Genomic DNA, 15899 nt, shown 5'->3' with positions numbered 1-15899 from the left:
CAAAAGACCTTCTTCGCCATAGTGCAAGATGGTTTTGCTACGCTTAATCAATTGATAAATCCTGATTTGACAGATTTTCGTAGATTGCTAAGGGTGAACAAGTTAATTACGATCCTGACGTAAAGGCTTGTAATTATGGTTCAGCCAAACAAGGCTCCACATCTCTCCACGATAATTGATGGCACTCATGGTATTCCTATTGATTGCAGGCGGTATAATCTATCTGGTTGTCGACACAACGAACAAAAGGGAGTTCAAAAGAAAACAGTTGCAGGAAGCGTATCAGCGGGCACTGGCCAGCGGCAACAAAGGCCATGCCTCGCTGGCCGGCCGAGCTTACTACAGCTACCTCCGCAACGGCATACCCACCCTTGCCGACGAAGCGACGATTCTTAACGATATCGTGGCGATGCCGTGAGCAGACGACTGGGGTCAACCCCCGTTACGGCAACTGATCGCTCATGATTACGTATTGTCGGTACTCGATAGGGCCCAGTAGATCAGGGCTGGCTGAAAAAACAGGCGACCGAACCGTTTGCGATCTGTATCTAGCCCAAAGGCGCTACGCTTATTGACGTATTGAGAAATATTGCCGGGAAAAACAGCTGTAAAAAAGGCAGCTGCTGCCTGTCCTACTACCCGCTGGTGTTTTTCATCTGTCAGCACCAAGCTACTCCCCAGCGCGATTTCGGCGATACCAGAATAGACTACCGTGTCATCTATGGGCAGAGGCACCCAATCCGGAACCTGCGCTTTAAACGCTTTTCGGGCAAAGGTTAAATGGCTGATACCCGCAAAGATCAAAGTACCCCCTAAAACAATCCTCGCTACTTTTTTGGCGGTTTTCTCGTTCATCGTTTCCGTACGTTCAGTAAAAGTTATCTATGAACCTGTTTAAACTTTTATTTTACGAAAAATGATGACTTCGGAGCTGTAGTACCGACCGTCCCGGTCGGGCGTATAGCTAATCGCTTCTCAGCCGACCGGGACGGTCGGTACTACAGCGACGAGGTCACCCTTCAACATATTTTAACAGGCTCTGCTTTATCAACCAGCTTACCCTCTGAAGGTTTGACGGAGTCATCGACAGTTACTCGTTTGAAATGTAGGCAGAACCACCATACAAGGTTACTTACGCCTGCTCGAACAGCTGTTCATAATGCGCCGATGGCAGGAGAATACCGCCACTTTCGGCATAGAACGATTGATCGGTGAGGTACACGCCCTGTTGAGTTTTGGTCCAGCTAGACCCCGCTTTGGGATGATAACTCATAAGCTTATCCCAGTTCTTAAAGTACTGGTGCCCATTCGTTTCCTGTAAGCCAATCGTTACGCCCGGAAAGGGTGGCAGTCGGGCGGCCACGTTCTTATTCCAGTCGACCAGAATCGGATTGACGGTCAGGTCGGCGCAGAAGCAGGGGACGCCTTTTTCGTAAGCCAGCTGCGTAATTTTCATGGTCATACTCAGCGTCTTTGCAATGGCTTTGACCGCAATGGCCGAATATCCCTGCTGAATCCGCACAGCCGCATCCTCCACGGTATGCGCGCTTTCGTCGGCGGCAATCCGGACGCCCAACTGCCCAACAAATTCCTCATTCCGTTCTTCGAAAGGCTCTTCAATCACCGCGATTTGGTCGAAGGCCCCAATCTTTTTAGCATGGTCCAGAAAACGAAGCAGTGTATCCTTCTTCTCATAGCGTCCATTGGCGTCGAAGTAATACGGGATTTTACCGCTTTTGGTGTAGGGCGTTTCGTAATGCCCGATGGCTTTATGCACCGCCGTCAGAAAAGCGATGTCTTTCTCCAGCATTTCGGCCTGCGTTCCTGCCGAGCCGGTCTTCAGTTTCAGGATAAAATACCCTTCGTCGGCAGCCGCTTTAATTTTATCGGCCGTTGTTCCCACGCTGAACGATGGAATACTGGCTACTTTGGTATGCTTGTACGACAGGCCCGGCCGGTATTTTTCCGGAATCATATCGTCGAAATGTGTTAGTTTATTTTCCTGAGCATATAACAGCCAGGCCGCATTGTCTACACTCACGAGCGCGTTGAGGGCAAACGTTTTCCGCAAGTCCGGATTACCCGTAATTTTTTTGGCGTAGGCGTAGACGTCGGGCAGCAGTTCATCCACCAGATCAACCGGGTTGGTGAACGAGTTGCCTTTCATGAGTTGCAGCGCCCGATCCGTTATCGCATACATAAGCGCATTGCCAACCCGCTCCGAGTGAGCCGCAAACACCTTTGCATCCGACCATAACACGCCCTGCGTACACAAGCCAACTTTACGAATGCCCGATTCACTTTCGAGCATGGCCGCCGTTTGCCAGCTTTCTGTGATGGCACTGCCTTTAAAGCGATACGGATTGAGGGGTTCGCGTTCGAAATTGGAATCGACCCGCTTAATTCGGATAGAAACCGGTGCTTGCCTGACTGGTGGCTCACTACTCAAATCGGCAGTGAAGCCAGTCATACCAGCCGCCACCAATGCGCTTGCAGACTGGATAAATTCCCGGCGATTAAGGGAGTCGTTGTCACGTGGTTGCGAAGTCATGAGAAACGTAGCGGTCGTCAAATTACCCGCTCCATCAACAAACCTATCATCCCGCCGAAACTACCCAATCTCAAACCAACACCCTCAGGTTGGCTCGTGACTTATTCGCTTCAGGGCCGGGCCAGCTGCCGAATCATTCCCTCAAAAATATATCCGTGAAAAGGCAGTACCGCATACCAGTACAGCCGTCCCCAGATTCCCAAAGGCCGAAACGTGGCCGTTTGCTCCAGAGTATTGTCGGGAAGGAGCCGAAACTCCAGCCAGGCCTCTCCCGGCAGTTTCATTTCGGCGTATAATAATAATCGTTTCTGAGACCGGCTGGCTAATAGCACCCGCCAGAAATCCAGGGCATCGCCCGCCTTGATGCGGCTTGGACTCCGGCGACCCCGGCGCAGACCTACCCCGCCCACCATCTGATCCATCAGTCCCCGCAACGCCCAAAGCCAGTTACCGTAATACCAGCCCGTTTGCCCGCCAATAGACCATATCTTATCCAGGGTCCGCTCACCATCGGCCACCTTAATTCGACGATGATCTTTGAAGCATCCCTTCACCGGCACCTCGATATACTGGGCCAGGCCTTTGTGGAGGACCGGCGTAGCCAGCGCATCTTTCCAGCTGGAGATCACTTCATTTTGCTCAATTTTATCGAAAGCCATGGATATGGCTTCTTTATACGGAATCAGGTCGATTCCCAACAGAGAATCCAGCTTATTTGGCGAGCCCACCACTTCTACTTTCATGCTGTCTACCAAATGGCAGGCCAGCGGATAAGACGTAGCCGTCACAAAGTACAGCCAGTACGACGACAGTTTGGGCGTCATGACCGGTACCACCACAATAGTGCGCTTGAGTCCTCTTACCTGCGCAAACTGAAGGAGCATCTCCTTATAGGAAAGCACATCGGGGCCCCCAATGTCGTAACTGGCCTGATACGTTTCGGGGCGAAGGAGTACCCCGGCCAGAAAAGCGACCACATTGCGGATGGCAATGGGCTGGCAGCGGGTATGCAGCCAGCGGGGGGCAACCATGATGGGTAGTTTCTCGACCAGATCGCGAATAATCTCGAAGGAGGCACTGCCAGAGCCCACGATGATACCCGCCCGCAGAGTCGTTAGGGGTATGTCTGCCGTAGTCAGAATGTGTTCCACCTGCTGGCGGGAGCGTAAGTGTTTCGACAGCTGGGGTTGATTGACAATGCCGCTTAGGTAGATGATCTGGCGAGCGCCGGTGGGCCGGAGTGCTTCCACAAAATTCTGAGCAGCAGTGGCTTCCAGCTGGGTGAAATCGCCGGTTGGAGAGGCCATCGAGTGAATCAGGTAGTAAGCCGCGTCAATGTCCGGGGGAATATTCCGGAGCGTTTCCGGCTTGAGGAAGTCTACTTCAACGAGTTGCACCTTGGGCGAAGCGAGTTCCGAAGCCTGAAAGCGAAGCCTGTCCCGAACACAACAGACTACATCGTGGCCATCCTGCAACAAAATAGGCAGTAATCGCTGGGCAATATAACCGGTGGCCCCCGTCAGCAGAATCTTCATTTTTTCCAAGTTGGCGGCACGATTGTTCGGACCCTGTGTACGGCTGACGAACGGCTTGTGAAGCGGGAAAGTTTGCCCTACGGCAGATTGTTTACACAGGCTGCTGAGCAAACCCGCACTTTTCTCGTTCAACGATAACGCACGCAACGCTTATGGCACAGGAATTAGATAGATTTGTTGCGCATCAGATTTAACTAAACGACGATAGTTCTGTTTAAGAGCGCATACCCCACTACGTCAACAAGACTAAATATGAAAAACAGTATAGCAGTAGCTGGCGCAACGGGCGACATGGGCGAACGAATTGTTAAGGCTTTACTAAACCGGGGTGCCAACGTTCGCGCGCTGGTTCGCGCCAGTAGCAACAGCGCAAAAATAACCGAGCTTGAAAAAATGGGGGTTCAGGTCGTTAAGCTTAATGCCTGGACCGTCAACGAACTAACGGAAGCCTGCCGGGGCGTTTCCTGCGTCGTATCGGCTCTGTCGGGCCTGCGGGAAACGGTCATTGATGCCCAGAAAGCACTGCTCGATGCGGCTGTGGCGGCTGGTGTTCCTCGCTTTATCCCATCCGACTATTCGATTGATTTCACTAAGCTTCCGGCCGGCCGAAACCGCAATCTGGATTTAAGGCGGGAATTCCATGCCTATCTCGACAAGGCACCCATTGCCTCCACCACTATTTTCAACGGCCCCTTTGCCGATATGATTACGGGACAGATGCCCATCATTCTCTTCAAGCTACACCGGGTAATGGTTTGGGGCAATCCGGATCAGCGCATTGACTTCACGACCAAGGATGATACAGCCGCCTTCACGGCGAGTGCGGCACTGGACAACTCGACGCCCCGCTTTCTGCGCATCGCCGGTGATCAACTGAGCCTTCGGGAGTTGACCGGAGTGGTGAGTGAGGTAACCGGAGAGAACTACAGCGTGTTACGGCTGGGTGGACTGGGGGCGCTCAGCACCCTTATTGCCATTGCCCGTTTTGTGGCCCCCGGTGGAGATGATCTTTACCCCGCCTGGCAGGGGATGCAGTACATGCGTGATATGCTGGACGGACGGGGTAAGGTCACAACCATCGATAATGATCGGTATCCAAACATGCGCTGGCATACCATCAAAGACGTACTAACCGATTTTTTGGCGAGCGGCAAGCCAGCGTAACCCCTGTGTATACCAAACCTTTCCAGCGCGTTCTGGTACTGATGCACATGAGGATCATACCTGAGTTTACCGAACCAGCCAATCGTAGCGGAAACGGGCGTACGTGATCCGGGTATAGTTGTCTTTTTCATAAAGTACCCCAATGCGGCCATCCGACTGGATCACGAGATCGGAATATGCCGATGAACCGGCGTAAATGGATTTTCCCACCGACCAGCTTTTGCCGTTATCCCGACTGACACGAATGGTTAAGTTGGCTCGGTTGGTCTGGCTGTTGAGATTCGAGAAGAGTAGCACAGCAGCACCCCGGCGAGGATGATAGTCAATCATACTACCCTGACACACCGGATCGGGCAAATCGGTGGCAACCTTAACTGGAGCCCAGCTTTCACCCGCATTGGTCGAAGCAGCCAGCAGCCGGTTCTTAACGTCTCCGGATTGATTGCGGGCATTTAGCAGCAAACCTCCGTCGGCCGTTTCGGCGGCTGTACTTTCGTTGCCGCCAGGATACGGGATAGTAGGTGATAGCTTCCAGGTTTTGCCGTGATCATCTGAATAGAAGCCATGCGCCCGGTAGTCGCGAAACTGCGGATTAGGCTCCCCTTCGGAGTGGTTAGCCGCCACAAAGATGCGGCCTTTGTAGCGGCCACTCTGGAGTTGCAGGGCATGGCCCGGTGTGTTGGCGTACGACCGCCAGTCTTCCGTGAAGGCGTAACGCGGGTTCATATCCAGCTTGTTGGGACGGGAAACCTGAGCGGTAATGTTCACCGGCTCCGACCAGGTCTGACCGCCATTGGCACTGGTTTTATACCAGACCTCCCGCACAGCCAGTCCCTTTCGCACATTGGCTTCCGAGGTAGTCCCGGTATTGTACATCAGAAACAGCTTACCATTTGGAAACGCAGCATCGGTCAGGTCAAAGACCGGGGCCGGATTACCAGCCTGCGCCGGTCCAAAATCAACTACGGTCTGAATGGGACCCCACGACTGTCCGTTGTCTTTGCTGATGCGCAGTACAATATCGACGTCCCCAAAGTCGCTACAATCGGTTCGGCGTCCTTCGGCAAAAGCCAGCAAGTTACCCCCCGGCGATCTTACGATGGCCGGAATACGGTAGCAGAGGTAGCCCCCTTCGCCGTTTTGAAAAACTGTGGTTTCCTCAATACGCTGTCTGACCGTATCGGCTGGCAGACCGACAGCCATTATCGTTGATACATTGGGCTGGCCCGTGGCAAGCGAAGCGACCACTAGAACGAAATACAGCATATCGCGCGTCAGGATAAAAAGTTGTTTGAGGTTTTCATTCCAATTGAACTTACTTCGGCTATGCAGGTACCCTTTGCATTACCCGGTAGCTACTCTATGAGTTTATGGTTGATGTTCACGTTTTTGAGCGTAAACCCATTGACCACCGTTTTATCAATAGCCGCATTTTTACTGTCGACTACCAGGTTCTCGAATGTAAAATTGGATAGCTTGTTGTGCTCTGAAGGGGCAACGTCGAAGAACGTATTGCAGGTGAGCTCGATATTTTTGAGGCTTATATGATCAGAGTAAGAAAGTGGCACGTCCGGACGCCCCTGTAAATCGAAAAACTGTGTCCAGGGCTTCACATACAGCAGGCTGTGCGCCTGACCTTTTATGTTTTCGACCCGGATGTATTCATACAGTTGGGGGGTGTCGGGGCGCATTTTCAGCCATAGAACCCGGTCGGCCTTACTTACGTGACAGTTTCGCATAATAATGTTCCGGTTATGAATCGCTTCACTGCCGCAGGTAAGCGCCGAATGGCAAAATCCAAATTCACAATCCTCAATGATAATGTTGGTATTAGCTCCGTTGCCGGGCATCCGGTCGGCCCAGGGGCCTTTTCCTCCTTTGAGGGCAATGGCGTCATCATTGACCGACATGTAGCACCCTTTGATGAGTACGTTTGTACAGGCATCAATGTCAATGGCATCTGTACTTGGTGCTTTCACCGGCTCATAGGGCGAATAGATGTGGGCATCAATCACTTTCACGTTCTGGCACTGATAATAATGGCTTGTCCAAAACCCCGAATTATGCAGATTTACGTCCTGAACCTGTACGTTGCTGCATTTCCAGATAAATACCAGCCGGGGGCGGGAAACTTCCAGATTCGTACAGTTTGGATTTTCTTTCCGTCTGGCCCAAAATGCCTCCCAGAAGCGCAGTCCATTGCCGTCAATCGTACCTTTTCCCGAAATAGTAAAGCCATCCACCTGATAGGCGTTGACCAGTGCAGCAAAGTAATCCAGATTCTGGCCCTCCATCCGGGACGGCAATTTGGGGTAGTCGGCGATGTTGTTCGAACCTTTGAGAACGGCCCCTTCTACTACGTGCAAATGGGTTTTGGGTTTAAAAAATAATGCCCCGCTCATAAACGTACCTCTTGGGATTATAACTACACCCCCACCCTTACGGACTGCCAGGTCGATCACCTTCTGAATACCCTCGGTCTGCACGAGGCTACTGTCTGATTTTACCCCATAGTCCGTAATAACGTACCGCTTTCCGAGTTGATCAGGGCTTACTTTCCGGATCGTTGTAAACCAGCTACTGATCGGACTGCCATCCGGGAAAAAAGCTTTCTCCACGTTTTGCGCTATGAGTTGTGCGCTTACCAACACCGCCCACACCAGTGCAACTACTCTTGTTTTCATATTGATTGGAGCCTACGCACCGGATTTGCCGTTACGCGGACAATATACCCACTTCCATTTATTCGTCTTTCCTGCCCTTTCCTGTATATATGGTTAACCGGCAGGCCCGCACGTTAGTCCGATCAAGAAGAATCATTCCATTTTTGAGCTAGCCACCTCTGTTTCAGGTTGTAAATAAGTTACAGTATCCGCTATCAAATAGGATTAGCTGGATTAACTTACCAATAAATGATTACCTGATCAATACTAATTACGACTAAAGCCACAGGGTATTAAGCCCTTTCTTTTCAATTAACTAGTTTTTCTTTTTCAACTTAACGAACAAAGAATATGGTACCGCAACGAAGAAACGGGGCGTTCCCTAACGCCAGACTGGCCCTATCGATCAGCACGCTCCTGATTGGCTTACTAATGGCCTGTAGCCAGCGTAGTTTGCCCACTCAATCAAGTCAAACAGACTATCAAGCTGCCATTGACGAGGAAGTTTTTACAGTCGTGGAGGTGCCCCCTGGTTTTCCGGGTGGAAACGCCGGCCTTAGCAGCTACCTGCGGGAGAACTTACGCTATCCTGAAGCCGCCATTAAAGCGAAAGTTCAGGGTAAAGTATTCGTCTCGTTTCTGGTAACTAAAGAAGGCACTATACGGAATGTGGCTATTTTGAAAGGCTTTGGCTATGGCATTAATGAAGAAGCGATACGCTTAATACAGGCTATGCCTAACTGGATACCCGGCAGGCAATCCGGTCACCCCGTCAATGTAAAATACAATCTGGTTGTTCCTTTTGACTACTAACTTACACTTTGTCAATAACTTCTCCGAAGTCAGTATCGATCTCATTGGCGAACTCAAAGAAGGCCCCTTCCAACAACTCCCCCCAGCCGAGAAAGCATATGCTGACGATATTTTAGCGACTCTAATACAAAGCCTCCAGAAAATCAGTCACCATGGCGGGCGGGCTTCGGCTATTGTCAATGGCATGGTAGAACACTCGCGCAGTGGCACTGGGGAGAAACGACCCACCGATCTCAATGCGTTAGCCAACGAATACCTCAAGATTGCTTACCAGGGCATGCGTGCCAAAGACATCAATTTTACCGCTGAGCTGAAAACGGATTTCTGGCCCCAGTTAGGTAAGGTCGACATGATCCCCCAGGAGATTGGACGGGTTTTACTGAACCTGTACAACAACGCCTTTTACGCGGTCAAGGAAAAAAAAGAAAACACTCCCCACTGACTATCAGCCAACCGTAACCGTTACGACCACCTTTGTCGATGGATATGTTCAGATTCAGGTAAGCGACAACGGAACGGGCATTCCTGCCCACGTACAGGAAAAGATTTTTCAGCCATTTTTTACCACTAAACCTACCGGAGAAGGAACCGGCTTAGGCCTGTCGCTCTCTTATGATATAGTTACCAAAACTCACATGGGAAGTTTATCGGTAACGAGTGAGGAAGGAGAAGGAACAACTTTTATGCTTCAATTTCCCCTGGAAAGTTTATCTGCCTAGGCTAACAGTCCAGCTAAACCGGTTGCGCAACTGGCTCTACACGATTCACAATAGCCCAGCCACCGCCAATACATAAAGCATCTTCCACCAATGCCACCACGGGGTCGGCAACTCCCTGGCTATGCGTCAGCCATTGCCGAAGCCGAAAGAACGCGAGTGTACCCGCTATGGCTCCCACTGCTCCGGCCGCTGCTCCGAGCGGGATCTCGCCCTCTTCAACCTGACTTAAAAAAGCCCCGCAAACAGCCGCCGAAACCATACGTCCACCAAATTGAAATGGAATAGTGCGGTTCGGTACGCCGGGAAACTTGTCGGTGACTACCTCAGCCGCAGCCACCCCCTCCAGCGCTGTAACCACAGCCGGTTGAGTCAGGGAATGAAGTAGTGTTTTGGGTTGTTTTGTCGGTGCAGTACCGGCCAGTCGGCGGCTCAAAAGAGCAGGACCAACCATAGCCCGCATGCCAATTACTACGCCAAGGCCGAAGGCTTTAAAGTATGTTTGCGTCATAATGCGATTACTCAGTTGCGGAGGTATAACCTTAAATGATGCCTGTCGGCATGGCAGATTTTAGTTAGTTAGCGAACGGCCTTGGGTTGTTGACCTTCTACGCACGTCGATTAATTGCAGAAGCTACTGTAATAGGTGGCTTTTGCTGTTTCTATAGATAGCTATTTCCGGATCACTTGCCGCTAGAAACAAAAAAACCGCAATCTGTTGATTGCGGTTTTTTATGTGCCGAAGGCGAGACTCGAACTCGCATGTCCGTAAAGACACACGCCCCTGAAACGTGCGTGTCTACCAATTTCACCACTTCGGCAGGTACGCTTTCCCCGTGTTGGGAGTGCAAAGATAAGGCGTATAAACCCGATTGCACAAGGGTTTTGTATAAAATTTTTTCTTCCCTATCGTATAAACGTCATTCGCTCACCCGGCTGGTCAGTCACGAAACGGCCGTTTTCATACACGAGCCTGCCCGAAACAATCGTATGGGTTACGCTTGCTCCGAAGGTATGACCCTCCAACGGCGACCATCCGCACTGATACAGAATGTTTTCCTTCGAAACCGTCATTGGCCGGGCTGGATCAACCAGAACCAGATCGGCCCAGTAGCCTTCGCGAACATAGCCGCGCCGGTCGATCTCAAAACAATCGGCGGGGGCGTGACACATTTTGCGGACTAGGGTTTCGATAGAGAGTTTGCCCTGCTTCACAAAATCGAGCATGAGCAGTAGTGGGTGCTGTACCAGCGGCAAACCCGCCGGGGCCTGCCAGTAATGCTGTTGCTTTTCGGCCCAGGTGTGGGGCGCATGATCGGTTGCGATGATATCGAGCCGATCGTCGAGAAGCCCGGCCAATAATGCCTCTTTGTGGTACGGAGCTTTTATGGCGGGATTGCACTTGATCTGGTTACCCAGCGTAGCATAGTCCTCACTGTCGAACCAGAGGTGATGCACACACACTTCGGACGTTATCCGTTTTTCGGTGAGGGGTATGTCGTTTCTAAACAGCGCCAGTTCGTCGGCGGTTGAGATATGCAGAATGTGCAGGCGGGTGTTGTGTCGCTTTGCCAGTTCAACGGCCATAGAAGACGACCGCAGGCAGGCCTCTTCGTTGCGAATCAGCGGATGAAGGCCAGCCGTTGCGTGCTCTCCGTATTCGGCTTTATAATGCTCCGTGTTTGCCCGAACCGTGGCTTCGTCCTCACAGTGAGTGGCAATGAGCATGGGACTTTCTTTAAACAGGCGATCCAGCACCTGTTCATTATCAACGAGCATATTCCCCGTCGATGAACCCATAAACACCTTGATACCACACACATCGGCGGTGTTGGTTCGCAGCACTTCGTCGAGGTTGTCGTTCGAAGCGCCCATGAAAAACGAGTAGTTGGCCAGTGAAGTATTGGCCGCAATGGCGTATTTCTGAGCGAGAAGTTCCTGCGTCAGGGCGTTGGGAACGGTATTGGGCATTTCCATAAAACTGGTAACGCCCCCCGCCACAGCCGCCCGCGCTTCTGAGCCAATCGTGGCTTTATGCGTCAGACCGGGTTCCCGGAAATGCACCTGATCGTCGATGACACCGGGCAATAGGTAGTTGCCGTTAGCATCAATGACTTTATCGGCATGGGCGTTTGAGAGGCCTGAACCCAGTTTAGCGATGAACCCATCTTCAATTAAAACATCTGTTTCAGTAATACTGCCTTCATTCACCAGTCTGGCATTTCGTATCAATAATTGACTCATATCAGAAAATTCCGTTCAATAGTGAAGTCTAATTTGCCTGCTATACCCACAGTACAACTCAGCACCTTCTTCGCGTTTACCTCGCCCAGTTGGTGTATTCCTCTGCAAACTTAGCGACAAAGTAAATTTATTCGTAGAGTTAGTATGCTAAACGTCGGGAACGTTTATCGTCAAACGCCCTCTGTTGAATCGGCCTGGTGGTCGATCTGACAGAGGGCGTTTGACAATTAGATGCCAGATGTGCTACCTTCTTTGGCACTTACGAACCTAGTTCAGCCGTTCGAGAGAGAAAGCTGGCGATGATTAATTTTACAATGACAGCTTTTGGTAGTTAGCGAGCTAATACCTTATTTACAACCTTAGCTAATGATACACTCCCTTATGGCAGTTACTTACTTGTCTTTTTAGGCTTAATTATTTTTTGACAAATACCGGGCTGCCTCTTTGGCAAAGTACGTCAAAATAACGTTAGCCCCTGCCCGTTTGATGGACATTAGCGACTCCATCATAGCACGTTCGCCGTCGAGCCAGCCATTTTGCGCGGCTGCCTTGATCATGGCATACTCACCGCTCACATTGTAAGCCGCAATGGGCAGATGGAAATTATCATTCAACAATTTAATAATGTCCAAATACGCCAAAGCCGGTTTTACCATCAGGAAATCGGCTCCTTCTTCAAAGTCGAGCTGGGCTTCAATGAGGGCTTCCCGGCTGTTGGCCGGGTTCATCTGGTAGGTCTTCTTATCGCCAAACTTGGGAGCGGAGTCCAGCGCGTCGCGAAATGGCCCGTAAAAGGCGCTGGCGTACTTAGCCGCATACGACATGATGGCAACGTCGTGGAAGCTACCTTCGTCCAGCACCTGACGCAGATAACCAACCCGGCCATCCATCATATCCGACGGACCGATAATGTTGGCACCCGCCTGCGCCTGCGCCAGAGCCATTTTACCCAATACCTCAAGCGTTGGATCGTTCAGGATTTTGCCGTTTTCCACAATACCATCGTGCCCGTCTGAGCTGTAAGGGTCCATGGCTACGTCGGTCATAATGACCACTTCCGGAAAGCGCTCTTTAATAGCCCGGATGGCGGTCGGATACAGGCCGTCGGGGTTGTAGCTTTCCGTGGCGTATTTGTCCTTTCTGGATTCGGGAAGGTTGGGAAACAGGTCGAACGTTTTAACCCCAAGATCTACACACTCCTGGATTTCGTTGAGCAGTAAATCCAGCGAGTACCGATAAATGCCCGGCATGGACGATACCTCCGAACGCAGATTCTGACCTTCCATAATGAAGACCGGCAAGATAAAATCAGTGACCGATAGGCGCGTCTCCTGCACCATGTCGCGAATAACGGCCGATTGGCGGTTCCGACGCGGACGACGTATTAAATTCATTTTACACGATTAATTTAAATCCTTCGCCGTGCACATTCACAAGCTGAACTGCGGGATCTTCCCGAAGGTACTTGCGCAGTTTTGTCACGTACACATCCATGCTTCGGGCGTTGAAATACGAATCGTCCCCCCAAACCATTTTCAAGGCAAAACTACGACTGACCGGTTGATTCAGGTTTTGTGCCAGCAGTTTTAATAACTCCGATTCCTTACTGGTTAGTTTCTGCGGAACCAATTCCTGATCATTAAGTGAGGCTTCGTCTATAGTGCGGGAAAGCAGCTGATGGGGATAATCGAACGAAAACGAGCCGATCCGGTAAGTAGTGGGTTCGGCCGATTCGGTGGTGCGCTGGTACCGGCGCAGAATGGCCTGAATCCGGAGCAGCAGTTCCTCCATGCTGAACGGTTTGGTCATGTAATCATCGGCCCCGGCCTTAAATCCCTGAATGGTGTCCTCCTGCATGGATTTTGCCGTCAGAAAAATGATGGGCACGTCGCGGTGATCCATACGTACCTCCTTCGCCAGCGTAAATCCGTCCTTCTTGGGCATCATCACGTCGAAAATACAGAGGTCGTACTTACCCGCCATGAATAACTGCAGACCCTGATTCCCGTCGGTAGCCCGGTCGGTTGGGTAGCCTTTCATGGTCAGGTATTCCTGCACTAACTGACCCAGGTTGGGGTCGTCTTCAACAAGCAAAATTGTTGGCATAGTTTCAGTATTTGGTGTAGTAGGTGAAATGAGTGAAGTATACCCGCGAGTTTGTTTCACTACTCCACTTAGTTTCTTACTTGACTACAAACTCTTGTTTGTACGGTATAATGACTTCGAATGAACTGCCTTTGCCGGGTTGGCTGTCAACCATGATTTGGCCGTGGTGTTCATCGACCATCTTTTTTACATAGCTGAGCCCCAGACCAAATCCCTTTACATCGTGTCGGTTGCCGGTGGGTACCCGGTAAAATTTTTCAAAAATCCGGCTGGTCTGCTCTTTGGTCATACCCATGCCCTGATCTGAGACTGTAATGCTTACCCCCGGAAGTGTGGTGGCTGCGCCGGGCACCGCCGATGCATCGGGCAGACTCCGTGTGCTGATGGTAATGTGCGGACTTTCGGGCGAGTATTTCAGGGCATTATCGAGAAGATTATAGATGATGTTGGTCAGGTGCAGTTCATCCGCTTCCACCACTTCGCGGTCGGCTTCGAAATGAAGGTCGACTTCGCCCCCCCGCTGCTCGATTTGCAGTCCCAGATTGTTCAGGACTTTTTCGATGACGTCATGCACGTTTACGGGTGATAGGTTGAGTTTAATCTCGCCCCGATCCAGCAATGCCATTTGCAGCACTTTCTCAACGTGCGAGCCCAACCGCCGGGTCTCGTCCCGGATAATGCCCATATACCGCGATAGACGCCCCGCCAGTTCATCACTCAACGGGCCGGGCGTTGGCTCTTTGGGCCAGGTGGCCTTTCCCGCGTTCATCTGCTCCTGCGCCATCTCAACGGCCAGTGAGATCGTTGAAATGGGCGTTTTGAACTCGTGGGTCATATTATTGATGAAGTCATTCTTGATATCGGCCAGCTTCTTTTGCTGAACAATTGTACTGATCGCAATGTAAAAACAGGCCAGAATGACCAGAATCAGCACGACCGATGCCCCAAACGTAAATCCCAGCCGACTCAGGATGAACTGTTGCTGGGTAGGGAAATAGACATACACGTAATTTCCTCTTTCCATTAGGTTAATTGGAAAAAGAGCCGCTTTGTAGCCATTTTTATCAAACTGCTGTGCATCAATACCCAGAGACGTAAACAGGAATTGAGGGTGCTGGCGAGTTCGCACTGCGTAAGCAAACGGAATATCGATGCCCCGTTCGGACAGAGACTGCCGTAGTAGCGTATCGAGTGCCAGCCGATTGATGCGTTCTTCAATTGGGCGGTCAGACATCAGAAGACCTTTCAGAACGTCTTTGATCCTGTGCGATTGCTCCTCAGCCCGGTTCTGACTTACACTGGCCGGTCGGGTTGGCAAACCAGGTTTTAACGTGGCAACGCCATCTGGCGACTGTTTTTTTCGCTCTTGTGCGGCCCGGCGAAGCCGATTTTTAGCCACCCGCCCAGACGAATCCTGCCCGGTCTGGTGGCCCATCTGATTATTAATGCGGGTCAATTCACTATTCAGTACGTTTTCGACCCAGTGGTCAAATTGTTGTTGCTGGGCCAGCTGCGCCTGCCAGTCGCCAACGGCCATTAATTCATCCTGCTGACGAAAAAACTCTTCAACGACCGCCATCTGTTCGGCCGAGAGCGGCCGAACGATTGGATGCAGCACATCCGATTGAACCACCATAGTACCGGCGGCCGTCATACCCGGTGGCAAACCGTACCGGGCCGCCAACTGGTCTGTTGATGCTTGCCGGGTACGTTTGGGTTTGGTGAGCGGTGTGGCTTCCGAATGTACGGCTACGTGTTCGCCTGATGACTTTGGTGCCGCCCGGCCTTCTTTTTTGGCGATAGCCATCAGGCGGTCCTGCTGTTCGCGGGCCCGAACGCGCTGATTGGTCTGGTAATAAACCTCCTGCCGCTCCAATGCCCGAACAACTTCCTGCAGGGCATCCGTCACTTTATAGGCAAATTGTTCTTTCTGCAACTGTAAGGCGCTGCTAATCCAGTACAATTGCAGCCCTACCAGCCCCAAAAGGCCGATAGCCATCAGTGCCACAATCCAGCGTATGCGTTGTTTCGACATTTTTTTACTCGCTCATGCAACCTTTAACCAACTTTATCATCTATAGGAAAGCGGGCTTAGGGGTTAGTAAAA

15 protein-coding genes and 1 tRNA gene are annotated in these 15899 nt (G+C 51.2%); 5 read left to right on the top strand and 11 right to left on the bottom strand.

Translation table 11 applies throughout. The annotated features are described in order from the left end of the window. Positions 1-178: 178 nt before the first annotated feature. On the top strand, positions 179-418 hold the full coding sequence (locus tag CRO74_RS25735; RefSeq protein WP_097130241.1) for a hypothetical protein: 240 nt from the start codon (positions 179-181) through the stop codon (positions 416-418). Positions 419-465: 47 nt separating this feature from the next. On the opposite strand, the gene CRO74_RS25730 is transcribed toward CRO74_RS25735, so the two are convergent. The 3 genes from CRO74_RS25730 to CRO74_RS25720 all read right to left on the bottom strand — a co-directional run bounded on the left by CRO74_RS25730 (position 466) and on the right by CRO74_RS25720 (position 4086). Further along, positions 466-855 carry a DoxX family protein gene (locus CRO74_RS25730; RefSeq protein ID WP_097130239.1) on the bottom strand — a complete coding sequence of 130 codons (390 nt, stop codon included), beginning with the start codon at positions 853-855 and terminating at the stop codon, positions 466-468. 277 nt (positions 856-1132) lie between these two features. Continuing rightward, positions 1133-2551 carry an enolase C-terminal domain-like protein gene (locus tag CRO74_RS25725; RefSeq protein ID WP_097130238.1) on the bottom strand — a complete coding sequence of 473 codons (1419 nt, stop codon included), beginning with the start codon at positions 2549-2551 and terminating at the stop codon, positions 1133-1135. Positions 2552-2661: 110 nt separating this feature from the next. Next, a complete protein-coding gene (locus CRO74_RS25720) occupies positions 2662-4086 on the bottom strand; it encodes an SDR family oxidoreductase (protein ID WP_097130556.1) in 1425 nt (474 codons plus the stop codon). Positions 4087-4338: 252 nt separating this feature from the next. Here CRO74_RS25720 and CRO74_RS25715 point away from each other — a divergent pair, with 252 nt between their 5' ends. Beyond that, positions 4339-5250, top strand: coding sequence for an NmrA family NAD(P)-binding protein (locus tag CRO74_RS25715; RefSeq protein ID WP_097130236.1), 912 nt, complete (start codon positions 4339-4341; stop codon positions 5248-5250). Between the two features lie 66 nt (positions 5251-5316). On the opposite strand, the gene CRO74_RS25710 is transcribed toward CRO74_RS25715, so the two are convergent. Further along, entirely contained in the window at positions 5317-6516 is a 1200-nt protein-coding gene (locus CRO74_RS25710) for a sialidase family protein (RefSeq protein WP_097130234.1), read from the bottom strand. Positions 6517-6605: 89 nt separating this feature from the next. After that, entirely contained in the window at positions 6606-7934 is a 1329-nt protein-coding gene (locus CRO74_RS25705; protein ID WP_097130232.1) for a rhamnogalacturonidase, read from the bottom strand. A gap of 330 nt (positions 7935-8264) precedes the next feature. Here CRO74_RS25705 and CRO74_RS25700 point away from each other — a divergent pair, with 330 nt between their 5' ends. From CRO74_RS25700 to CRO74_RS32120, 3 genes are read left to right on the top strand one after another with little or no spacing between them, the layout of a single operon-like run. Continuing rightward, positions 8265-8726, top strand: coding sequence for an energy transducer TonB (locus tag CRO74_RS25700; RefSeq protein ID WP_097130230.1), 462 nt, complete (start codon positions 8265-8267; stop codon positions 8724-8726). Then, positions 8716-9168: a sensor histidine kinase gene (locus CRO74_RS32125; protein ID WP_245877982.1), complete on the top strand. Its 453-nt coding sequence runs from the start codon at positions 8716-8718 to the stop codon at positions 9166-9168. Before CRO74_RS25700 ends, CRO74_RS32125 begins: the two co-directional genes overlap by 11 nt. Before the next feature lie 52 nt (positions 9169-9220). After that, positions 9221-9445: a sensor histidine kinase gene (locus tag CRO74_RS32120; protein ID WP_317042414.1), complete on the top strand. Its 225-nt coding sequence runs from the start codon at positions 9221-9223 to the stop codon at positions 9443-9445. Positions 9446-9458: 13 nt separating this feature from the next. On the opposite strand, the gene CRO74_RS25690 is transcribed toward CRO74_RS32120, so the two are convergent. The 6 genes from CRO74_RS25690 to CRO74_RS25665 form a co-directional block, all read right to left on the bottom strand. Beyond that, positions 9459-9953, bottom strand: a complete 495-nt coding sequence (locus CRO74_RS25690; protein ID WP_097130228.1) for a DUF4126 family protein — start codon at positions 9951-9953, stop codon at positions 9459-9461. Positions 9954-10179: 226 nt separating this feature from the next. Beyond that, a tRNA-Leu gene (locus CRO74_RS25685) sits at positions 10180-10263 on the bottom strand. A gap of 85 nt (positions 10264-10348) precedes the next feature. After that, a complete protein-coding gene (locus CRO74_RS25680) occupies positions 10349-11686 on the bottom strand; it encodes a dihydroorotase (protein WP_097130226.1) in 1338 nt (445 codons plus the stop codon). Between the two features lie 410 nt (positions 11687-12096). Continuing rightward, entirely contained in the window at positions 12097-13080 is a 984-nt protein-coding gene (gene hemB, locus CRO74_RS25675; RefSeq protein ID WP_097130224.1) for a porphobilinogen synthase, read from the bottom strand. Position 13081: 1 nt separating this feature from the next. After that, on the bottom strand, positions 13082-13792 hold the full coding sequence (locus CRO74_RS25670; RefSeq protein ID WP_097130222.1) for a response regulator transcription factor: 711 nt from the start codon (positions 13790-13792) through the stop codon (positions 13082-13084). Between the two features lie 76 nt (positions 13793-13868). Beyond that, positions 13869-15827, bottom strand: coding sequence for a sensor histidine kinase (locus tag CRO74_RS25665; protein WP_097130221.1), 1959 nt, complete (start codon positions 15825-15827; stop codon positions 13869-13871). Positions 15828-15899: the final 72 nt, after the last annotated feature.

The sequence above is a fragment of the Spirosoma fluviale genome (genome assembly GCF_900230225.1).
Classification (GTDB): Bacteria; Bacteroidota; Bacteroidia; order Cytophagales; family Spirosomataceae; genus Spirosoma; species Spirosoma fluviale.
Note: the sequence above shows the minus strand (reverse complement) of the source record. Positions and strands in the feature narration are given on the sequence as shown.

Coding starts and splice junctions, on each gene's coding strand:
- CRO74_RS25735 (WP_097130241.1), top strand. CDS start 179: ATGGCACTCATGGTATTCCTATTGATTGCAGGCGGTATAATCTATCTG.
- CRO74_RS25730 (WP_097130239.1), bottom strand. CDS start 855: ATGAACGAGAAAACCGCCAAAAAAGTAGCGAGGATTGTTTTAGGGGGT.
- CRO74_RS25725 (WP_097130238.1), bottom strand. CDS start 2,551: ATGACTTCGCAACCACGTGACAACGACTCCCTTAATCGCCGGGAATTT.
- CRO74_RS25720 (WP_097130556.1), bottom strand. CDS start 4,086: ATGAAGATTCTGCTGACGGGGGCCACCGGTTATATTGCCCAGCGATTA.
- CRO74_RS25715 (WP_097130236.1), top strand. CDS start 4,339: ATGAAAAACAGTATAGCAGTAGCTGGCGCAACGGGCGACATGGGCGAA.
- CRO74_RS25710 (WP_097130234.1), bottom strand. CDS start 6,516: ATGCTGTATTTCGTTCTAGTGGTCGCTTCGCTTGCCACGGGCCAGCCC.
- CRO74_RS25705 (WP_097130232.1), bottom strand. CDS start 7,934: ATGAAAACAAGAGTAGTTGCACTGGTGTGGGCGGTGTTGGTAAGCGCA.
- CRO74_RS25700 (WP_097130230.1), top strand. CDS start 8,265: ATGGTACCGCAACGAAGAAACGGGGCGTTCCCTAACGCCAGACTGGCC.
- CRO74_RS25690 (WP_097130228.1), bottom strand. CDS start 9,953: ATGACGCAAACATACTTTAAAGCCTTCGGCCTTGGCGTAGTAATTGGC.
- CRO74_RS25680 (WP_097130226.1), bottom strand. CDS start 11,686: ATGAGTCAATTATTGATACGAAATGCCAGACTGGTGAATGAAGGCAGT.
- hemB (WP_097130224.1), bottom strand. CDS start 13,080: ATGAATTTAATACGTCGTCCGCGTCGGAACCGCCAATCGGCCGTTATT.
- CRO74_RS25670 (WP_097130222.1), bottom strand. CDS start 13,792: ATGCCAACAATTTTGCTTGTTGAAGACGACCCCAACCTGGGTCAGTTA.
- CRO74_RS25665 (WP_097130221.1), bottom strand. CDS start 15,827: ATGTCGAAACAACGCATACGCTGGATTGTGGCACTGATGGCTATCGGC.